General features: G+C 68.4%; 19 protein-coding genes. 6 read left to right on the forward strand and 13 right to left on the reverse strand.

The features are described 5' to 3' along the window. Positions 1-129 precede the first annotated feature (129 nt). From ACWFRF_RS33865 to clpS, 8 genes are all read right to left on the reverse strand, one after another. Complete coding sequence (locus ACWFRF_RS33865) at positions 130-894, reverse strand: cyclic nucleotide-degrading phosphodiesterase (protein WP_452454198.1); 765 nt, start codon at positions 892-894, stop codon at positions 130-132. Positions 895-963: 69 nt separating this feature from the next. Continuing rightward, positions 964-1,677 (reverse strand): rhomboid family intramembrane serine protease, encoded by a 714-nt coding sequence (locus tag ACWFRF_RS33870; protein WP_378996729.1) that lies wholly within the window; start codon positions 1,675-1,677, stop codon positions 964-966. A 71-nt stretch (positions 1,678-1,748) separates the two neighbouring features. Next, complete coding sequence (locus ACWFRF_RS33875) at positions 1,749-2,711, reverse strand: PLP-dependent cysteine synthase family protein (RefSeq protein ID WP_378996727.1); 963 nt, start codon at positions 2,709-2,711, stop codon at positions 1,749-1,751. 4 nt (positions 2,712-2,715) lie between these two features. Continuing rightward, positions 2,716-2,991 carry a MoaD/ThiS family protein gene (locus ACWFRF_RS33880; protein WP_101464168.1) on the reverse strand — a complete coding sequence of 92 codons (276 nt, stop codon included), beginning with the start codon at positions 2,989-2,991 and terminating at the stop codon, positions 2,716-2,718. A gap of 37 nt (positions 2,992-3,028) precedes the next feature. Further along, positions 3,029-3,442 (reverse strand): M67 family metallopeptidase, encoded by a 414-nt coding sequence (locus ACWFRF_RS33885; protein WP_358071628.1) that lies wholly within the window; start codon positions 3,440-3,442, stop codon positions 3,029-3,031. Positions 3,443-3,656: 214 nt separating this feature from the next. After that, on the reverse strand, positions 3,657-4,718 hold the full coding sequence (locus ACWFRF_RS33890) for a P1 family peptidase (protein WP_452454202.1): 1,062 nt from the start codon (positions 4,716-4,718) through the stop codon (positions 3,657-3,659). Positions 4,719-4,751: 33 nt separating this feature from the next. Then, positions 4,752-5,321, reverse strand: a complete 570-nt coding sequence (aosR, locus tag ACWFRF_RS33895; RefSeq protein WP_378996723.1) for an oxidative stress transcriptional regulator AosR — start codon at positions 5,319-5,321, stop codon at positions 4,752-4,754. A 21-nt stretch (positions 5,322-5,342) separates the two neighbouring features. Then, complete coding sequence (gene clpS / locus ACWFRF_RS33900) at positions 5,343-5,690, reverse strand: ATP-dependent Clp protease adapter ClpS (RefSeq protein WP_101464172.1); 348 nt, start codon at positions 5,688-5,690, stop codon at positions 5,343-5,345. A 61-nt stretch (positions 5,691-5,751) separates the two neighbouring features. On the opposite strand from clpS, the gene ACWFRF_RS33905 reads away from it, so the two are divergent. The 6 genes from ACWFRF_RS33905 to ACWFRF_RS33930 all read left to right on the forward strand — a co-directional run bounded on the left by ACWFRF_RS33905 (position 5,752) and on the right by ACWFRF_RS33930 (position 12,696). After that, positions 5,752-7,065, forward strand: coding sequence for a nicotinate phosphoribosyltransferase (locus ACWFRF_RS33905; RefSeq protein WP_449972405.1), 1,314 nt, complete (start codon positions 5,752-5,754; stop codon positions 7,063-7,065). Positions 7,066-7,191: 126 nt separating this feature from the next. Next, complete coding sequence (locus tag ACWFRF_RS33910) at positions 7,192-7,746, forward strand: isochorismatase family protein (RefSeq protein WP_378996718.1); 555 nt, start codon at positions 7,192-7,194, stop codon at positions 7,744-7,746. 11 nt (positions 7,747-7,757) lie between these two features. After that, positions 7,758-8,294, forward strand: coding sequence for a DMP19 family protein (locus tag ACWFRF_RS33915; RefSeq protein ID WP_452454205.1), 537 nt, complete (start codon positions 7,758-7,760; stop codon positions 8,292-8,294). Between the two features lie 55 nt (positions 8,295-8,349). Beyond that, complete coding sequence (locus ACWFRF_RS33920; RefSeq protein WP_379314615.1) at positions 8,350-10,395, forward strand: ATP-dependent DNA helicase; 2,046 nt, start codon at positions 8,350-8,352, stop codon at positions 10,393-10,395. 95 nt (positions 10,396-10,490) lie between these two features. Beyond that, positions 10,491-11,195 carry a hypothetical protein gene (locus ACWFRF_RS33925; RefSeq protein ID WP_379314614.1) on the forward strand — a complete coding sequence of 235 codons (705 nt, stop codon included), beginning with the start codon at positions 10,491-10,493 and terminating at the stop codon, positions 11,193-11,195. 259 nt (positions 11,196-11,454) lie between these two features. Then, a complete protein-coding gene (locus ACWFRF_RS33930; protein WP_452454207.1) occupies positions 11,455-12,696 on the forward strand; it encodes a glycosyltransferase 87 family protein in 1,242 nt (413 codons plus the stop codon). 1 nt (position 12,697) lies between these two features. On the opposite strand, the gene ACWFRF_RS33935 is transcribed toward ACWFRF_RS33930, so the two are convergent. The 5 genes from ACWFRF_RS33935 to glgP all read right to left on the reverse strand — a co-directional run bounded on the left by ACWFRF_RS33935 (position 12,698) and on the right by glgP (position 18,940). Next, complete coding sequence (locus ACWFRF_RS33935) at positions 12,698-13,507, reverse strand: hypothetical protein (protein WP_378996708.1); 810 nt, start codon at positions 13,505-13,507, stop codon at positions 12,698-12,700. A gap of 203 nt (positions 13,508-13,710) precedes the next feature. Beyond that, the gene (locus ACWFRF_RS33940; protein WP_452454210.1) at positions 13,711-14,259 is read right to left on the reverse strand and encodes a DoxX family protein; all 549 of its coding nucleotides are present in this window, start codon (positions 14,257-14,259) and stop codon (positions 13,711-13,713) included. A 183-nt stretch (positions 14,260-14,442) separates the two neighbouring features. Beyond that, entirely contained in the window at positions 14,443-14,856 is a 414-nt protein-coding gene (locus ACWFRF_RS33945) for a hypothetical protein (protein ID WP_452454212.1), read from the reverse strand. A gap of 68 nt (positions 14,857-14,924) precedes the next feature. Continuing rightward, positions 14,925-16,286, reverse strand: coding sequence for an NCS2 family permease (locus ACWFRF_RS33950; RefSeq protein WP_378996704.1), 1,362 nt, complete (start codon positions 16,284-16,286; stop codon positions 14,925-14,927). 83 nt (positions 16,287-16,369) lie between these two features. Next, a complete protein-coding gene (gene glgP / locus ACWFRF_RS33955) occupies positions 16,370-18,940 on the reverse strand; it encodes an alpha-glucan family phosphorylase (RefSeq protein ID WP_452454214.1) in 2,571 nt (856 codons plus the stop codon). Positions 18,941-18,958: the final 18 nt, after the last annotated feature.

Genomic DNA, 18,958 nt, shown 5'->3' on the forward strand with positions numbered 1-18,958 from the left:
GAGATGCGACGAAGGAGCGATTCCGCGGCGCCTAACCGGCGGCCCCTCAGGGCCGCGGACACGCGCGCGCCAGCGCGCCAAAAACACAGCGTCAAACAGTCCCGGGACTACCGAACTCCGAATCCCGCCCTAAAGGTCGAACGTCTCCCCCGGCGACACCGCGTGCACCGGCCCCGAGAAAGCCGCCTTGGCCTCCGCGATCACATCTTCACGCGAAGTCCACGGCGGAATGTGAGTGAGCAACAATTCCTTGGCCCCCGAGCGGGTGGCGATCTCGCCCGCCTCGGTCCCCGAAAGATGAATCCCCGGAGGACGATTCGCCGGATCATGAGTCCACGACGCCTCGGCCATCAGCACATCCGCACCCTGCGCCAAGTCGACCACCGCATCGCACATCGCCGTATCACCGGTGTAGACGAAGACCCGGCCGTCGCCCGCGGTGATCCGCAGCCCATAGGACTCCGGCGGGTGGAACATCCGCCGAGCTTCCACCGTATGACCGGGCCCGAACGGAATCGGCGTGTTCTCGACCCACGCCTGCGAGTCGATCACATCGGACCAGTCGTCGGTCTCGCCGCCGATCTCGGCGGACGCATTGCCGATCCGCAGCGCGGAATCGGACGGCCCGCGGACCAGCGCCTTCCCGGTCGGCGGATTCGGGTGGTAGCGACGCCACACCAGCAGTGCGGGCAGATCCAAGCAGTGATCCGCGTGCAGGTGGGTGAGGAAGATATCGACATCGGCCGGGTTCATGTGCTTCTGCAGCGCGCCGAAAATACCGGGGCCGAAGTCGATGACAGTCGGCCGCATATCAGGGCCCGTCAGCAGGTAGCCCGACGCTGGGGAGTCCGGGCCGGACACGCTGCCCGAGCACCCGAGGACGGTAAGGCGCATACCCCCATGCTGCCACGACGTGCTGGTGCTCAATGCAGGATCCCCCCAATTTCCAGACCGGATCCCCGGTTACCGCGTTGGTAGTGCGCGGCCGACCGATGCTCCACGGCGGCGTCGACGTTCATCTGACGAGAGTACCCAGCCCGCGAGCACTCCACCCACCGCCCCGAAAAGATGCCCCTGCCAAGAAATTCGAGGGTCGCTCGGCAGCACGCCCCACAGCATCGAGCCGTAGAACACGAGGATCACCAGTCCCACCACGATCTGGCCCACATTGCGCGTGAACCACCCGCGGCAGATCAGGTACGTCAGCCAGCCGAACACGATCGACGACGCTCCCACGTGCACACTTCCCGCCGACCCCGTGAGCCAGGTACCGACGCCCGCGATCACCCAGATGATCGCCGTGGCCGCGATCCCCCGCCCGATCCCGGAGAGCAGCACGAGGAAACCCAGCACGAGCAACGGCAGCGTGTTGGCGAACAGATGGTCCCACCCGCCGTGCAACAGCGGGGCCCACAGAATCCCGTCGAGCCCGGATACCTCGCGCGGCTCGATTCCCGCCGAGTCGAGTTCGCCGACCGATCCGGGTGGCGAATCGTAGGAGAGCACCATGTCGACGCCCTCGATCACGTACAGCGCCCCCACGAAGCCCAGAATCACCACCGCGGCCCGAATCCACGAACCGCCTCGCGACGCGCCGATGCCCGAACTCGCGTTGCCACGCAGCCCCGAGATCCGATCAGGATCGAACGAGGCACCCACCCCACCGCTCACCGACATCGCCTCCACTCCGGCAAGGGACCGTCGAACAGCCCGTTGACCAGAGCGTACCGAAGCCGGGTCACATCGCGTCAGGCCCAGAGTTGCCCGTCCAGCTTCTCCTCGGCTTCGTCCAGCGTGCCGTCGTATGCCCCGGTGGACAGATACTTCCAGCCGCCGTCGGCGACCACGAACGCGATATCGGCCCGTTTCCCGGCCTTCTGCGCCTTCTTGGCGATGCCGAGCGCGGCGTGCAGGATCGCCCCGGTGGAGATCCCGGCGAAGATTCCCTCCTCGCCGACCAGTTCGCGAGTCCGTTTCACCGCGTCGTACGGGCCCACCGAGAACCGGGTGGTGAGCACCTTCTCGTCGTAGAGCTCGGGGATGAATCCCTCGTCGATGTTGCGCAGGCCGTAGACCAGCTCGCCGTAGCGGGGTTCGGCGGCCACGATCTCGATACCGGGCACGTTTTCACGCAGGAACCGGCCGGTGCCCATCAACGTCCCGGTCGTGCCGAGTCCCGCGACGAAATGGGTGATCTCCGGCAGGTCGGCCAGCAGTTCCGGCCCGGTGTTCTCGTAGTGCGCGAGCGCGTTGGCCGGGTTGCCGTACTGGTACAGCATCACCCAATCCGGATTCTCCGCCGCGATCTGCTTGGCCATCGCCACCGCTTGATTGGATCCGCCCGCCGCGGGCGAGTCGATGATCTCGGCGCCGAACATCGTGAGCAGTTGCCGCCGCTCCACCGAGGTGTTCTCCGGCATCACGCACACGATCCGGTAACCCTTGAGCTTGGCCGCCATGGCCAGCGAGATCCCGGTGTTGCCGCTGGTCGGCTCCAGAATCGTGCAGCCGGGGGTGAGCAGCCCGTCGGCCTCGGCCTGTTCGATCATCCGCAGCGCGGGCCGGTCCTTGATCGAGCCCGTGGGATTGCGGTCCTCGAGCTTGGCCCACAGCCGCACATGATCGTCGCCGTCCCACTGGGGCGACAGTGTCTGCAATCCGACGAGCGGCGTATTGCCGAGCGTCGCGATCAGCGATTCGTAGCGGGCCACGGGGTCAGGCGCCGCCGGCCACGGCGGGCAGGATGGTGACCGACGCGCCCGCGGGCACCTCGGCTTCCAGCCCACCGGAGAAGCGCACGTCCTCGTCGTCGACGTAGATGTTGACGTAGCGGTTCAGCTTGCCGTCCGACAGCAGCTTCTCGGCCAGCCCGGGGTGATTCGCGTCGAGATCGGCGATGAGCGCGGACAGCGTCGAGCCCTCGCCCTGCACCCGCTTCTCACCTCCGGTGATACCACGCATGATGGTCGGAATGGACACGGTTACCGGCATGGGGGCTCCTCGGGGGTGGTGACTGTTCTCGGACGGTTCAGTAGGAATCGACGATGCGCACCGGTTCTTCGGTGACCTCGCCGTCGACGATGCGGTAGCTGCGCAGTTCGTGCTCCTGCGGGTCGCGCGTGGAGACCAGCACATAGTGCGCGTCCGGTTCGGCGGCGTAGGAGATGTCGGTGCGGCTCGGGTAGGCCTCGGTGGCGGTATGCGAGTGATAGATCACGACCGGCACTTCGTCGGCGTCGTCCATCGCGCGCCACACGCGCAGCTGTTCACCGGAATCGAACCGGTAGAAGGTGGGCGAGCGTTCGGCGTTGACCATCGCGACGAAGCGTTCCGGCCGGTCGCTGCCCTCGGGGCCGGCGATGATGCCGCAGGCCTCGTCCGGGTGGTCGGCGCGAGCGTGCGCCACCATCGCGTCAACGAGATCGGCCCTGATCACCAGCACTTCATCGACCCTTTCCACATCCTGCGTGCGCGCTGTCGAGCACCTTCCCCGACAACGACCCACCCTATTCGGGTATTCCGCGGGGTATGCACTCCGGTCCCGGCCGGGTCGTCACCGCAGGCGCGGCAAGTCGCCGAAGGGCTGGTCAGCAGGCAGTTGCGGCCACCGGGCAGCCGCACCACCGACAGTGGGTGACCTTGCGCGAGGCCGCCGATCAGCGCGGAAACAGATCGTAGTAGGCGGGGATCCCGGCGATCGAGGTCGCGGCGAGCACCGCGTCGACGACGGCGCGCTCGACGACCACCGCCGCGGCCGTACACAACTGGTCGAGCAGCAGCAGGTCGGTGGGGAAAGCGGGCGGCAGCGCGAGCGGGGCGACCTCGATCGCGCCGGTGGACAGCGCGAACAGGGTGTCGCCGTCGAGCGGGGAATGCACGGGCCGGATCGCCCGGGCGAGTCCGTCGTGCCCGGTCGCGGCCAGCCGTCGGCAGCCGGCTGGGTCGAGGGCGGCATCGGTGGCGATCACACCGATCGTGGTGTTGAGCACCATGCTCTTCGCGGGGAGCGCGGCAAGTGCGGCGATCTCGTCCGCTGTCGCGTGCCGCAACCCGAAGAAGTCGGGTCCGTCGGTGCCGACGCCCCACGGCAACCCGGTGCGCGGATCGACGACCGACCCGACGGGATTGGCCACGATCACCGCGCCGACGGTCACCCCGGCCCCGGGGCCGTCCGCGAGAACCACACTCGCCGAACCGATTCCGCCCTTGATCGCGCCCGCCCGCGCACCGACACCGGCGCCCGCGGTGCCCCTGGCGAACTCGGTCGACGCCGCCGCGGCCGCGCGATAACCGAAGTCCGCGCCGGGCCGGATACCCCAGTCCCCGACCGGCAGATCGAAGATCACCGCGCCGGGCACGATCGGGACCACCCGACTCGGGTCGGCCGGGTCCATCGGAATGCCCTCGCGGTGTTCCTCCGACCAGCGCATCACCCCGTCCGCGGCGGCGAGGCCGTACGCGCTACCTCCGGTGAGGAGCACGGCATTCAGTTGGCGAACGGTGTTGGCCGGGTCGAGCAGGTCGGTTTCCCTGGTGCCGGGTCCGCCGCCGCGGACGTCGACCGAGGCCGTCGCGCCGCCGGGGACCCGCACGACCGTGCAGCCCGTCGCGGCGCCGGTGCCGAGGGTGACCTCGGCGTCGAGCGCCTGGTGATGCCCGACCAGCACCCCGGCGACATCAGTGATCGAGTTGCGTACTCCGGGGCCGCTGCGCATCATCTCGTCCTTCGTCGGCGATTCCGGTCGTCGCGCTCACGGCGCGAGCGCTTGCAGTAGTGAATCCTGCATCCAGGTGAGCCAGTGGTAGACGTCCAGATGCGGGGCGCGCGGGTCTTCCGGATCGAAATGGTCGGGCGTGTCGTCGTCGATGTCGAGCAGGGTGCCCAGCGCGAGCCGGACATCGGTGAGCGCGGCCAGCCACGCGTCGGCCTGCTCGGGCGTGAGCGCGATCTTGCCGCCCACTTCCGGGCAGCTGTCGAGGACGGTCTGCCCGGCGGCCAGTTTCGCGTCGATGATCTCCGGCTCGTGCAGGCTGCGCAGCGCGCTGTTGAGATCGGCGCGCGTGGCATCGGGAGAACCGGGCTCGGCGCGGTGGAAATCGGGCAGCAGACGCAGCAGTTGCGGATCGTCGGGCGGGGTGGAGCTGCCCGTGCGCAAGCCGGTGAGCGCGGCGAGTTCGTCTTCGGGGGCGTCGGCTGCGCGGTCACTGAGCAGTCCGGACACCGCGCCGATCAGAGAGCGAAGGACGGTGGCCTCGTGCTCGTCCATTTCGGATCGAAGCTTGAGGCCACTCAGTGAGTTCTTCCTGCTCCACTTACGCACAGGCCCAGGTTACTCAGGTCGTCAGTCGCGCTGCATGGTTGCCCAGAGCCCGGCGGCGTGCAGCCGGCGCACGTCCTGCTCCATCTTGTCGCGCGATCCCGAGGACACCACCGCCTTGCCCTCGTTGTGCACCTGCATCATCAACTCGGTCGCCTTGGCTTTGCTGTAGCCGAACAGCTTCTGGAAGATGTAGGTGACGTAGTGCATGAGGTTCACCGGATCGTCCCAGACCACGGTGACCCAGGGCCGGTCCTCGGCCTCCAGGATCTCGGTGTATTCGGTGGTCTCCGGTGTCGCCTGCGGTGCCGACAGTGCGGCGTTCACAGCGTCGGTGACGGCGCCGGCCCGAACGTTATTGCACACGGCCATAAAAACCAGGGTACGACGAGGCCCGCAGGAAACAACACCCGCGGTGACTAGAGTTTCTGGTGTGCAGATCCGTGACGAGTTCGCCGGCAGCGCGCTGCTGACCGACCAGTACGAGCTGACCATGCTGGCCGCGGCGCTGGCCGACGGTTCGGCTCAGCGACAGTGCACCTTCGAGGTGTTCGCCCGGCGGTTGCCGAACGGGCGCCGCTACGGCGTCGTCGCCGGCACCGGCCGTCTGCTCGACGCGCTGACCCGCTTCCGCTTCGGCCCGCAAGAGCTGGCCGTGGTCGCGAAGTTCCTCGACCCGGCCACCGTCGACTGGTTGCGCGAGTATCGCTTCACCGGCGATATCGACGGCTACGCCGAAGGCGAGCTGTACTTCCCCGGTTCACCGATCCTGACCGTGCGCGGCAGTTTCGCCGAATGCGTGCTGCTCGAGACCCTCGCGCTGTCGATCTTCAATCACGACAGCGCCATCGCCTCGTCGGCCGCCCGGATGGTGAGCGCGGCCGCGGGCCGCCGGATGATCGAGATGGGATCGCGGCGCACCCACGAGCTCGCCGCGCCGTCGAGCTCGCGCGCCGCCTACCTGGCCGGATTCGACGCGACCTCCAATCTCGAGGCCGTGCGCAGCTTCGGCGTGCCCGGCGCGGGCACCAGCGCGCACGCCTTCACGCTGCTGCACAGCGGCGCCGACGGCGAACACGAAGCCGCGGCGTTCCGCAGCCAGATCGACACGCTCGGCATCGGCACCACGCTGCTGGTCGACACCTTCGACATCACCCGGGGTGTCGCCACCGCCATCGAGGTGGCCGGGCCCGAGCTGGGCGGTGTGCGCATCGACTCCGGCGACCTCGGCGTCCTCGCCAGGCAGGTCCGCGACCAGCTCGACGAACTCGGCGCCACCGGCACGCGCATCGTGGTCTCCGGCGACCTGGACGAGTACGCGATCGCGGCGCTGCGTGCCGAACCGGTCGACGTGTACGGCGTCGGCACGTCGGTGGTCGTCGGTTCGGGTGCCCCGACCGCGGGCATGGTCTACAAGTTGGTCGAGGTCGACGGCATCGCGGTGGCCAAGCGGTCCAGTCACAAGCAGTCGCGCGGCGGGACCAAGAAGGCGGTGCGATTGGCCCGCGCCACCGGCACGATCGTCGAGGAGATCGTCTATCCCGAAGGCGGAGAAGCTCCGGCCACCAACGGTTTTCAGGTGCGGGAACTGCAGGTGCCGCTGGTTCGCGAGGGCAAGGTGGTCGACGGTGTGGCGACGCTGGCGCAGAGTCGCGAACTGGTCGCACGCGGGTTGGTGAGCCTGCCGTGGGAAGGGCTGAAGCTCTCGGCGGGCGAGCCCGCCGTGCCGACAACGTTCCTCGGCTGAGCGTCGCGGCACGCCGACGTACCGACGACTCTCGACCGCACCGGCACCCGGTCGGCCACCGCGCCGGGGTGGCCGCGCGGCGTCGCGCGGCGGAGAATGGTGCGGTCGAACGAGCTGGAGGATGACATGGGACGCGGTCTGATCATCGTGGACGTACAGAACGATTTCTGCGAGGGCGGCTCCCTCGCGGTAGCCGGCGGCGCGGCGGTAGCGGCCGCGATCACCGACTTCGTCGCCGGTGAGCAGTACGATGCGGTCGTCGCCACCCGCGACTGGCACATCGACCCCGGCGCCCACTTCTCCACCGAACCCGACTACGTCGACTCCTGGCCGCCGCACTGCCGAGTGGGCACCCCCGGCGCCGATTTCCATCCCGCGCTCGATGTCTCGCCCATCCAGGAAACGTTCTCCAAGGGCGAGTACACCGCCGCCTACTCCGGCTTCGAAGGCGCGGCGGCGGACGGCACCTCCCTCACCGATTGGCTCCGAGCCCGCGGCATCGACGCCGTGGACGTGGTCGGCATCGCCACCGACCACTGTGTTCGGGCCACCGCACTGGACGCTGCCGAGGCCGGATTCGACACCACCGTCCTGCTCGATCTCACCGCGGGCGTCGCCCCCGAAACCACCGAGACCGCCCTGACCACCCTCCGCGATGCGGGCGTCGGGCTGCGTCCCTGAATACTTCCCCCATGGACTATCGATTCCCGGCGCACACCCGATCCGCCCTGACGAAGGCACTCGCCGAGACCGACAGCATCCACGACGCCGCCGACACCGTCTTCTGGTCGAACCCGGCCACCGACGACCTCCAGCGCCTCGGCATCGCCGCGTTCGGCAAAATCCCCCCGGCCTTCTCCCACCTGCTGGCCCTGTCGAGCCTGCACACGAGCGTTCTCGACGCGGGCTTCTCGAGCTACCTGAAAACCCGCCGCAGCGAACTCCCTTGGGCCACAAGAGGTTTACGCGCAGCAGGCATGCCGCAACTGGCCGCCGCGGCCATCATCGCCGCCCGCGACGCCTCCCTCAGCTCCCCGAACGACGACCTCGACCGCTTCTGGGAAGACGAACACCAGACCCTCGCCACCCCCGACCAGATCCGCCGCCCCACCGGCGACCGCGCCGAAGACCCCGACGAGATCTACGACATCAACGAACCCGAGGATTTCGAACAGCGAGTCCTCGACTACGTCCGCGATCACATCGACGACTTCGTCCGCGAGTCCTGACCGGGCTCGCCATCGCTCGGGCAAACCTGTCCGAGGGTGCGGATAAGCTGCCAGCGTGCCCGAACTCCCTCCCGTCGCCGACCTGCTCGTCACCGCCGTGCATGCCCTCGGTGGCAAGGAACGCACCGGGCAGACCACCATGGCCACCGCCGTCGACCACGCGATCGACACCAAGGAGCACCTGGCCGTCCAGGCGGGCACCGGCACCGGAAAGTCGCTGGCCTATCTCATCCCGAGCCTGCGGCACGCGGTCCGTACCGGTCGCACGGTGGTGGTCTCCACCGCCACGATCGCGCTGCAACGCCAGCTCGTCGACCGCGATCTGCCGCGCCTGGCCGAGGCACTCACCAAGCCGCTCGGCCGCGCACCCAAGTTCGCGATCCTCAAGGGCCGCAACAACTATCTCTGCCTGAACAAGATCAACAGCGTGATCCCTGAAGACACCGGCGGCGAGGCCGAGCTGTTCGACGCCTTCGCCATCTCCCGCCTCGGCCGCGAAGTCCAGCGCCTCAACGAATGGGCCTCCGACACCGAGACCGGCGACCGTGACGAACTCGCCCCCGGCGTCACCGACCGCGCGTGGCGCCAGGTGAGCGTGGGCTCGCGCGAATGCCTCGGCAAGTCCCGCTGCCAGTTCGGCCAGGACTGTTTCGCCGAGAAGGCCCGTGCGGAATCGGCCCAGGCCGATGTGGTGGTCACCAACCACGCGCTGCTGGCCATCGACGCCATCAGCGGCATCCAGATCCTGCCCGAACACGATGTGGTGGTGATCGACGAGGCGCACGAACTGGTCGACCGTGTCACCGGCGTCGCCACCGCCGAACTGGCCGCGACCGCGATCAGCGCGGCCGCCCGCCGCTGCACCAAGCTGATCGACGAACGCGAGGTAGACCGCCTGGAGGGCGCCGCGGAGGCCTTCCACCAGGCACTGGAGGATCTGCCGCCCGGCCGCTGGGACCAGATGCCCGACGGCATCGCCCCGGTGCTCGCCCTGGTTCGCGATTCCGCCTGGAACGCGCGCACCGCCATCGCACCGCAGGGCACCGTCAAAACCCAGGACGACCCCGACAACGCCGCCGCCCGCACCATGGCCGTGGCCGCCATCGACGACGTGCACGACGCCGCGGTCCGCGCGCTCACCGCGTTCGAGGAAGCCGACCCGGCCGCCCGTCGCGATGTCATCTGGTTGTCGGCCGACGAGATGCGCGGCGTCGCCCGCCGCACCTTGCGGATGGCGCCGCTTTCGGTCGGCGGCCTGCTGCGCAGCAGGCTGTTCGGCACCGCGACAGTCGTACTCACCTCGGCCACCCTGCAGATCGGCGGCTCGTTCGACGGGCTCGCGATCACCTGGGGCCTGCCGTCGCAGTCACGCGGCAAGGTCGATGCGGCCATGGCCAACGGCGCCACCGCACCCGCCGACCTGGAATCGGTGCGCTGGAACGCCCTCGACGTGGGTTCACCGTTCGACCACGCCAAGTCCGGCATCCTCTACGTGGCCAAACACCTGCCCGCCCCGGGCCGCGACGGCCTCTCGCCCGCCTATCTCGACGAGATCGAACAGCTCATCACCGCCGCCGGTGGCCGTACACTCGGCCTGTTCTCCTCGATGCGCGCCGCCAAGGCCGCCACCGAGGCGCTGCGCGAGCGGCTCGACACCCCGGTGCTGTGCCAGGGTGACGATTCGATGGGCGCGCTGGTGCGCAAGTTCGCCGACGACCCGGCCACCTCATTGTTCGGCACCCTCACCCTCTGGCAGGGCGTCGACGTGCCCGGCCCGTCGCTGAGTCTCGTTATCCTGGACCGCATTCCGTTCCCCCGGCCCGACGACCCGCTGCTCACCGCGCGCCAGCGCGCGGTGGAGTCGCGCGGCGGCAACGGTTTCATGACGGTGGCCGCCAATCACGCCGCCTTGCTGCTGGCCCAGGGCACCGGCAGGTTGCTGCGCAGCGTCGACGACCGCGGCGTGGTCGCGATCCTCGACTCCCGCCTCGCCACCGCCCGCTACGGCAGCTACCTGCGCGCTTCGCTGCCGCCGTACTGGGAGACCAGCGATCCCGAGGTGGTTGCCAAGGCGCTGCGCCGGCTCACCGACTCCGCCTGAGCGAAGCCGACGCTTGCAGGTCGAGTCTTGCAATCGAGGTGACCACACTCGTGAATCAGCGAGCGTGCGAACGCAAGACGTGAGAACGTGTGGTGATGATGCACCACGCCGATGGCGAGGTACTCGGCGAATTTCTGGTCAGCGCAAGATCTTTGGCCGAGTACCGCGCGATGTTCCATCTCTCCGACGATGATCTGGCTGGGCGCCGTGTCCTCGATTGCCCCGGTGGCGCAGCAAGTTTCGCGGCCGAGGCAAGCGCCATGGGTGCCGAAGTCACCGCGATCGATCCCATCTACGCCACCCCACCGACCGAATTGGCCGCCCGCGCGACCCCCGAAACCGAACGCGCCGTGGCCTGGGCACACTCCCACGCCGACCGCTACCGCTGGGACTGGTACGGCTCCACGACAGAACACGCCGCGATCCGCCGCGGCGCCGCCGCCCGCTTCGCCGACGACGTGCGCGCCGCGCCCCACCGCTATCTGGCCGGCTCGTTACCCTCACTCCCGTGTCCCGACGACGCGTTCGACCTGGCCCTGAGCTCGCACCTGCTGTTCAGCTACGCCGACCGGCTCGACGCCGACTTCCACCTGGCCGCCCTGCTCGAACTGGCGCGCGTCGCCACCGTCGAAACCCGCGTCTACCCGCTGCTCGACTACACCGGCGCCCCACTCGACGACCTCATCGACCACCTGCGTACCGAACTCCACGACAAGGGCATCGCCACCTGCCTGCAAAAGACCGGGTATGAGTTCCACCACGGCGCCGACACCATGCTGACGTTGCGTCCGGCGGCCTGATGGGCGAGTGCGGGCGGGTGCGGCGGCCCGCAACGTGCACGCCGAGAACGGTTCGCCGCCAGCCGTACCCGCTTTCATGTCGTTTTCCTACCGAAGTCGGTCCGCCGCCGAGCGCCGTCGACCCGGCGCGGTAGGTTCTTAGTCGTGCATACGATGTGGGCCGGCCGGTAGTACGGCCGTGGCGGAGAGATCTCGAGGCGTGGCACTCCCGCGCACGACCCTGACGCTTCTTCTGCTACTCGGTACCGCCGCCTTAGGCGTGACGCTGCTGTTCACCACCATGGATCCGTGGATGGACAGCGGCGGGATTCTCGTCGGTGGTCTCGACGTGCACATCTACCGCGACGGCGGCTGGCGGGTCGTGCACGAACGGGCGCTCTACATCGAGCCGACGCACTATGGCCTGCTCTACACCTACACGCCGTTCTCGGCCGTGGTCTTCCTGCCGCTACTGCTGGTGCCGTGGGCGCACGTCACCACGACCTGGATGGTGCTCAACCTGCTGGTGCTGTTCGGGGTTGTGCTGCAGAGCTTCCGGATGCTCGGCTACCGCACCACCCCCGGGCTGGCCGCCGTCAGCGCACTGCTCACCCTGGCCTGCACCTTCGCCGAACCGGTGCGTACCACGCTGTACTACGGGCAGATCAATCTGGTGCTGATGCTGGTGGTGCTGTGGGATTTCTCCCGCGCCGAGAACAGCAGGTTGCGCGGCATCGGCGTCGGTATCGCCGCGGGTATCAAGCTGACTCCGCTGTATTTCATCGCCCAGTATCCGGCGCAACGCCAGTGGCGCGCGGCCGCGACCGGTGCTCTCACCTTCCTCGCGTCGATCGGTCTGACCGCGCTGACCCTGCCGAGCGACTCGTATCAATACTGGACGTCGACGTTCTTCCATTCCGGTCGCATCGCCCCGGATGTCCACCCCGCCAACCAGTCCCTGCGCGGTGCCATCGCCCACCTCACCCACGGCCCCGCGCCGGTGTGGTTGTGGCTGTTGATCGCCGTGCCGATCGCGCTGGTCGCGCTGTGGCTGGCCGCCGTCCTGGTCCGCCGGGGCGAACCCCTGCTCTCGGTCACCCTCGGCGGCCTCACCGCCTGCGCGGTCTCCCCGTATTCGTGGGGTCACCACTGGGTGTGGTTCGTTCCGCTGCTGGTCTACCTGATCCACCGCGCTCAGACCCGCGCGCCGTGGTGGCTCGCCGCGGCCGCGCTCTACCTGTCCATCGCCGCCTGGACCTACACCTACACCCCCACCTGGGTGAGCGTCGGCACCTTCCTGCTCCCCCCGTGGTGGCCGCTGCCCCAGGTCCTGATGAACATCTACGTGATCATCTATCTGATCACCCTCGCGGGCATCGCCCTGCGCCTCCGCGCCCGCAAACTTCCCCCGGCCCCCATCGAGCCCGCCATCGATCTCGCTGTCCCCGAACAGCTTTCACCCGAAACCCGGGCCGTCGCCGCCCCACACCCCGACGACGACCGCCCGGCGATGATGAACTGAACTACCCGCAGGACCAATCGAAAACGCCCGACTCCAGATCGAGCTGGGCGTTGCCGCCGCCGAAGTTCATCCCGGAGATCTCCTCGATCTCCAGGTAGTACGGGGTCAACCCCTCGGGCAGCGCCTGCACGGGGAAGGCGGTGCCGCCGAGGTGGGAGCGGCCGAAGAGCGGCTCGGCCCACGTGGTCCAGCCGGAATCCTCGGTGAGCGGGTCCTGGTACTTGGTGTTCGGCTCGTATTCGACCGGGGGAACGCCCACGTTCGGGTCGGCGATGCGCTCGGCGAGCCAGACGCCGACGGTGGGGTGCACGTCGTCCCACGCATTACAGCCCTCATCGCTCGCGGTCGGGGAACCCGGCTTGCGAACATCGGCGGGCGGGGCGACGGGGCCGCCGGCGAATTCCTTGTCGGTGAGCCAGATCAGCGCGAAGGCGCCGCCGATCTCGTCGTGCATGATCTGCAACTTCGGGTGCAGGCGGGTGGACACGAGATCGCGGGCAAGGGGATCGTCCGACGAGGCGTCGGCCTCGACCGCGTCGGTTCCGGCGAACTGCCCCTCGCCCTGGAAGAGCGCGATGGCGGGGAACCCGGGTCCGCGACGCTGGAAATCGGTAGGCAGGCGCAGGGTGAGCGCGTGCATCATCGGCAGGCCGGTGACAGGTCCGCGCGGCCACGTCGCCGGATCGATGGCCGGTCCCTCACTGCCGATCCAGCCGGAGCGCACCGGCGCGTCGAGCACCAGCGGATCACCCTCGGGCGTCTCGGCCAGTTTGTCCGCCGAGTCTCCGAAACCCAGGTCGTAAGCCTTCATCGCAGCTCTCCTCTTCCATCCGCGGACAATGCGTGGCGCCGCTGTGTACAGGCGCCGCCACGAGGTTAATCGCTGCCACCGACTCCCCGCGCGTGCTCCGTGGAACCACGGACGTACGGGCGATGACGAATCAGCTCGAGGCGGCGCGGCAACCGAACCCCGGTCACCGCGCCGCCTCTCGACGATCAGCGTGCTGCGTCAGATCAGAGCACAGCCTTGAAGATCAACGTCACCACCGCGGCCACGACAGCGAGCACCACGGCCCCACCGCCCCACACCACACCCTGTCGCTGCCACGGCCGCCCGGCATCGAGCGAGAAACGCCCCGGTCCGGTGAACGCCAACGCCGCGGCGGCCAGCGCGAACAGCAGCGGCGTCGTGAACCCCGGTACCGACGGATCCGCCGGGAAGAGCCCGCCGCTCCACAGCACGTTGATGGCGTTGATCATCGTTCCGAGCACGATGGCGGCGGCCAGCGGCGTGAACAGCCCGAGCACCAGCAGCAGCCCACCGACCAGTTCGGCGAGCCCCGCCAGGGTGCCGAAGAGTTCGCCGGGGTTGTAGCCCATGGCGGTGAAGCCGTCGGCATTGGCACGCCAGCCTGGTCCGTTGAACCAGCCGAACAACTTCTGGGTTCCGTAGGCGGCCATCAGTCCACCGAAGCCGACGCGCAGCACCAGCAGGCCGATGCCTGCGGCGGTGGTTTCGTCGGTGGTGGCGGTAGGAGTCAGGCGGGTAGCGGTGTCGGTCATCGTGTCCTCGTCTGCGAATCGGAAACATCCCCGCAATCGGACCGCGGTCCGATTGCCTTCCTCGATCACAACCCTGGGTCCGGTACCACTATTTCACGCCGTTCCGGGCAATTCTGTGACACCAGTCACAATCGATCGAAAAGGGCCGCCCCATCGGGGCGGCCCTGCTCGCAATTCCTCAGATCACCACGCCATGGTGGCGTAGCCGACCAGGGTCTCCTCGGACTCCTGCGACAGCTTCCACATGCCGCCGATGTTCTTCCAGGTCACGGGGATCGGGAAGGCGTAATCGCCGAGGCGGCTGTTCAGAGTGGCCGACAGAGTGTCGCCGTCCACGGTGACCGGGCCGGAGACATCCCAGCTGTAGCCGGGGATCCGGTTGACGGTGTCGCGCACGACCGCGAGGCTGCCGCCGTTGCCCGACTCGAGCTCGGCCGACGAACCGTTCATGGCCGCCTGCAGCTTGCCGTACAGCTCGCCGACCGAGGGCGTGGCCGGTGCGGCGATCGCGACGGGGGCGGTGGCGACAACAGCGGCGGTAACCGGCGCGAAGATGGTGGCAAACGCCATCGACGCGGCAACGAGCGAACGCTTCATGGGTGGATCTCCTCTAGTTAGGCAAGCCTAGGCTAGCCTGAGTATAGACACACCTATGGCCGCAACGTCTACTCGACCAAGAAGAAGAAGTACGCGAGAAACAGCACCATCAGCGCCCACATGGCCGGGTGCACATCCTTGATGCGACCCTTGGCGACCATCACGATCGGGTAGAAGATCATGCCCATCGCCAGACCGTTCGCGATCGAGTACGTCAACGGCATCATGATGACGGTGATGAACGCGGGCACCGAGTACTCGAGGTTCTGCCAGTCGATGTCGCCGAGCGAACGCGCCATCAGGATGCCGACCACGATCAGCGCGGCCGAGGTGATCTCGGCCGATCCGGCGACCACCGAGAAGATCGGATAGCAGAACATCGCGATCAGGAACCAGCCGGCGGTGGTCACCGCCGTGAGCCCCGTTCGGCCACCCGCCGACACACCCGCCGTCGATTCGACATACGCGGTGGTGGTGGAGGTACCGATGATCGCGCCCGCGGTGGTACCCACCGAGTCCGCGGCCATCGCGCTCGCCGCGCGTGGCAGCGTGCCGTCCTTGTTCAGCAGACCGGCCTGGTTGGCGACGCCGATCAGGGTGCCCGAGGCATCGAAGAAATCGACGAACAGCATGGTGAGCACGACCACGATCATCTGGCCGGTGAACGCGTCGGGCAGATGGATGATCGCCTGACCGAAGGTCTGATCCAGGCCCTTCGGCATCTCGGCGATACCGTCCGGCACGCCGACCAGACCGGTCACCATGCCGAGGACCGTGGTCGCGACGATGCCGTACAGCACCGCGCCGTGCCAGCCGATCACCAGGAAGACCACGGTCACGATCAGCCCGAACAGGGCGAGCAGGGTGGTGCCCTTGGTGAAATCGCCGAGGGTCACCAGCGTCGCGTCACTGTTGACGACGATGCCCGCGTTCTTCAGACCGAGGAACGCCACGAACAAGCCGATACCCGCGCCGACCGCGAACTTCATCTGCAGCGGGATCGCGTTGAGGATCCGTTCCCGGACCTTCGTGACCGCCAGAACGAAGAAGATGATGCCCGAGAGCAAGGTGCCCGAGAGCGCTACCTGCCACGGGATACCCATGCTGAGCACCACGGTGTACGCGAAGAACGCGTTGAGACCCATGCCCGGCGCGAGCGCGATCGGGTACTTCGCCCACAGGCCCATGACCAGCGTGCCGAAGACGGCGGCGACGGCGGTGGCCGTGAAGACCGCCTGCATCGGAATGCCCTTGTCGCCGAGGGCGCCTTCGTCACCGAGGATCGACGGGTTCACCGCCAGCACATACGACATCGCCAGGAACGTGATCGTGCCCGCCATCGCCTCGCGCTTGAAAGTGGACCCACTCGACGAGATACCGAAGTATCCGTCGATGCGCCCTCGGGCACGGGTTAGGACGTCGCTGGCCATGACTCTCCTCAATGATCGACCCAGGAACGGTAGCGGAAAGTTCACTGAATCGAATAACCCGGCGCCTGTGTCACCGTGTACGGTTACGCGCCCGCGACGGCCACCAAGCCCAGTTCGGCGTCGGACGCGAGCAGCGCGTTGTGGGGAAGCACACGGACCGTGTACCCGACAGCACCCGACAGCGGGACCGGAGCCTGGATCGAATACAGCTCGCTGCCCTCGTCGGCGCCGATGTGGCGCATCTCGATCGTGGTCGTGTCGGAGAGGTCGTCGGTCGGCGAGACCCGGCCGAGTATCGCCTGCACCACCACATCCGACGGCGCGAGCCCGCCGAGGTCGACGCGCGCGTGCAGTGACAGATCCGCGCCGATCACCGGGGTGTCGGGCAGGCCCGAGCTGTCGACCTGCGCGATCCGCACCGACGGCCACGCGGCGTCGACGCGCCTGCGGTACTCGGCGACCGCCGCGGCACCCGCGAACTTGTCGGCGGCGGCCCGGCCGAACGCGGCGGCCGCCGGTCCGTAGTACTGCTCGGCGTAGTCGCGCACCATCCGCGAAGCCAGGACCTTCGGGCTGGTGGTCTGCAGGGTGTGGCGCACCATCTCGGTCCAGCGGACCGGCACATCGCCGGCGTCGCGGTCGTAGAAGCGCGGCGCCACAGTGCGTTCGACGAGTTCGTAGAGCGCCGAGGCCTCGAGATCGTCGCGGCGCGATTCGTCGCGGACACCGTCGGCGGTGGGGATGGCCCAGCCGTTCTCGCCGTCGAACATCTCGTCCCACCAGCCGTCGCGGATGGACAGGTTGAGGCCGCCGTTGAGCGCGGACTTCATCCCCGAGGTACCGCACGCCTCGAGCGGGCGCAGCGGATTGTTCAGCCACACATCGCAACCCCAGTACAGGTAGCGGGCCATCGACATGTCGTAGTCGGGCAGGAAGACGATGCGATGACGCACCTCGGGATCGTCGGCGAACCGCACCACCTGCTGGATCAGGGCCTTGCCACCGTCGTCGGCGGGGTGGCTCTTGCCCGCCACCACCAGCTGCACCGGCCGTTCGGGGTCGAGCAGCAGCGCGCGCAGGCGTTCGGGGTCGCGCAGCATGAGGGTGAGCCGCTTGTAGGTGGGGACGCGGCGGGCGAAACCGATGGTGAGCACGTTCGGATCGAAGACGTCGTCGATCCAGCCGAGTTCGGCGTCGGCGGCGCCGCGCTGTCGCCAGGAATCGCGCAGCCTGCGCCGCACTTCGTCGATCAGGACGCCGCGCAACGTGTTTCGCGTCGACCACAGCTCACCGAGGTCGACGTCGCTGAGCTTCTCCCAGCCCCGCGCCTCCTCGACCAGTTCGGGCCCGACGAGTTCGCGGGCCTTGTCGATCCATTCGCGCGCGGCCCAGGTCGGGGCGTGCACGCCGTTGGTGACCGAGCCGATCGGCACCTCGGCCGCGTCGAATCCGGGCCACAGCGCCGCGAACATCTCCCGGCTGACCTCGCCGTGCAGTTTCGATACCCCGTTGGCGCGCTGGGCCATGCGCAGACCCATGTGCGCCATGTTGAACACCGAGGGATCGCCCTCGCGCCCGAACGCGAGGATCCGGTCCACGGAAAGCCCCGGCAGCAGCGCGGATTCGGACTCGCCGTGTGAGCCGCCGAAGTACCTGCGCACCAACGGCATCGGGAAACGGTCGATGCCCGCGGGCACCGGGGTGTGCGTGGTGAAAACGGTTCCCGCCCGCACCGCGGCGAGCGCGGTCTCGAAATCCAGTCCACCCGCGATGAATTCACGCATGCGCTCGACGCCGAGGAAACCCGCGTGGCCCTCGTTCATGTGGAAGACATCGGGATCGGGCAGGTCGTTGGCGCGGGTGTAGGCGCGCACCGCGCGCACGCCGCCGATACCCGCCAGGATCTCCTGCTTGATGCGGTGATCCTGGTCGCCGCCGTAGAGCCGGTCGGTGACGGCCCGCAGTTCGGGGTCGTTCTCGGCGATATCGGAATCGAGCAGCAGCAACGGAATCCGCCCCACCTGCGCGATCCACACCCGTGCCCGCAGTACCCGCCCCTCGGACATGCCGACGTGGATGAGCACCGGCGAACCGTCGCTGGTGAGCAGGCGCAGCGGCAGGCCCTGCGGATCGAGCGCCGGGTAGTGCTCCATCTGCCAGCCGTCGGCCGACAGCGATTGCCGGAAATACCCCGAGCGGTACAGCAGCCCGACGCCGATCAGCGGCAGCCCGAGGTCCGAGGCGGCCTTGAGATGATCACCGGCGAGGATGCCGAGGCCGCCGGAGTAGTTCGGCAGCACCTCGGTGACACCGAACTCCATCGAGAAATAGGCGATCCCGGCGATGTCGGTGCCGGTCTGCTCCTGGAACCAGCGCGGCCGTGTCAGGTAGTCCCGCAGACCCGCGGCGGCCGCGTCGACGCGCGCGCGGTAGGCCGGGTCGGCGGCGAGCTCGTCGAGCCGCTCGGCAGGGACCTCACCCAGCATCCGTACCGGGTCCTGACCGACGGTTCGCCACAACTCGGGGTCGAGCTCGGCGAACAGATCCTGCGTCGGGCCGTGCCACGACCACCGCAGGTTGGTCGACAACTCACCCAGCGCGGCGAGCCGCTCCGGCAAATGGGCACGGACAGTGAACCGACGAAGTGCCTTCACCCCGGAAGAATAAACGAT

The sequence above is a fragment of the Nocardia sp. NPDC055165 genome, from assembly GCF_053606985.1.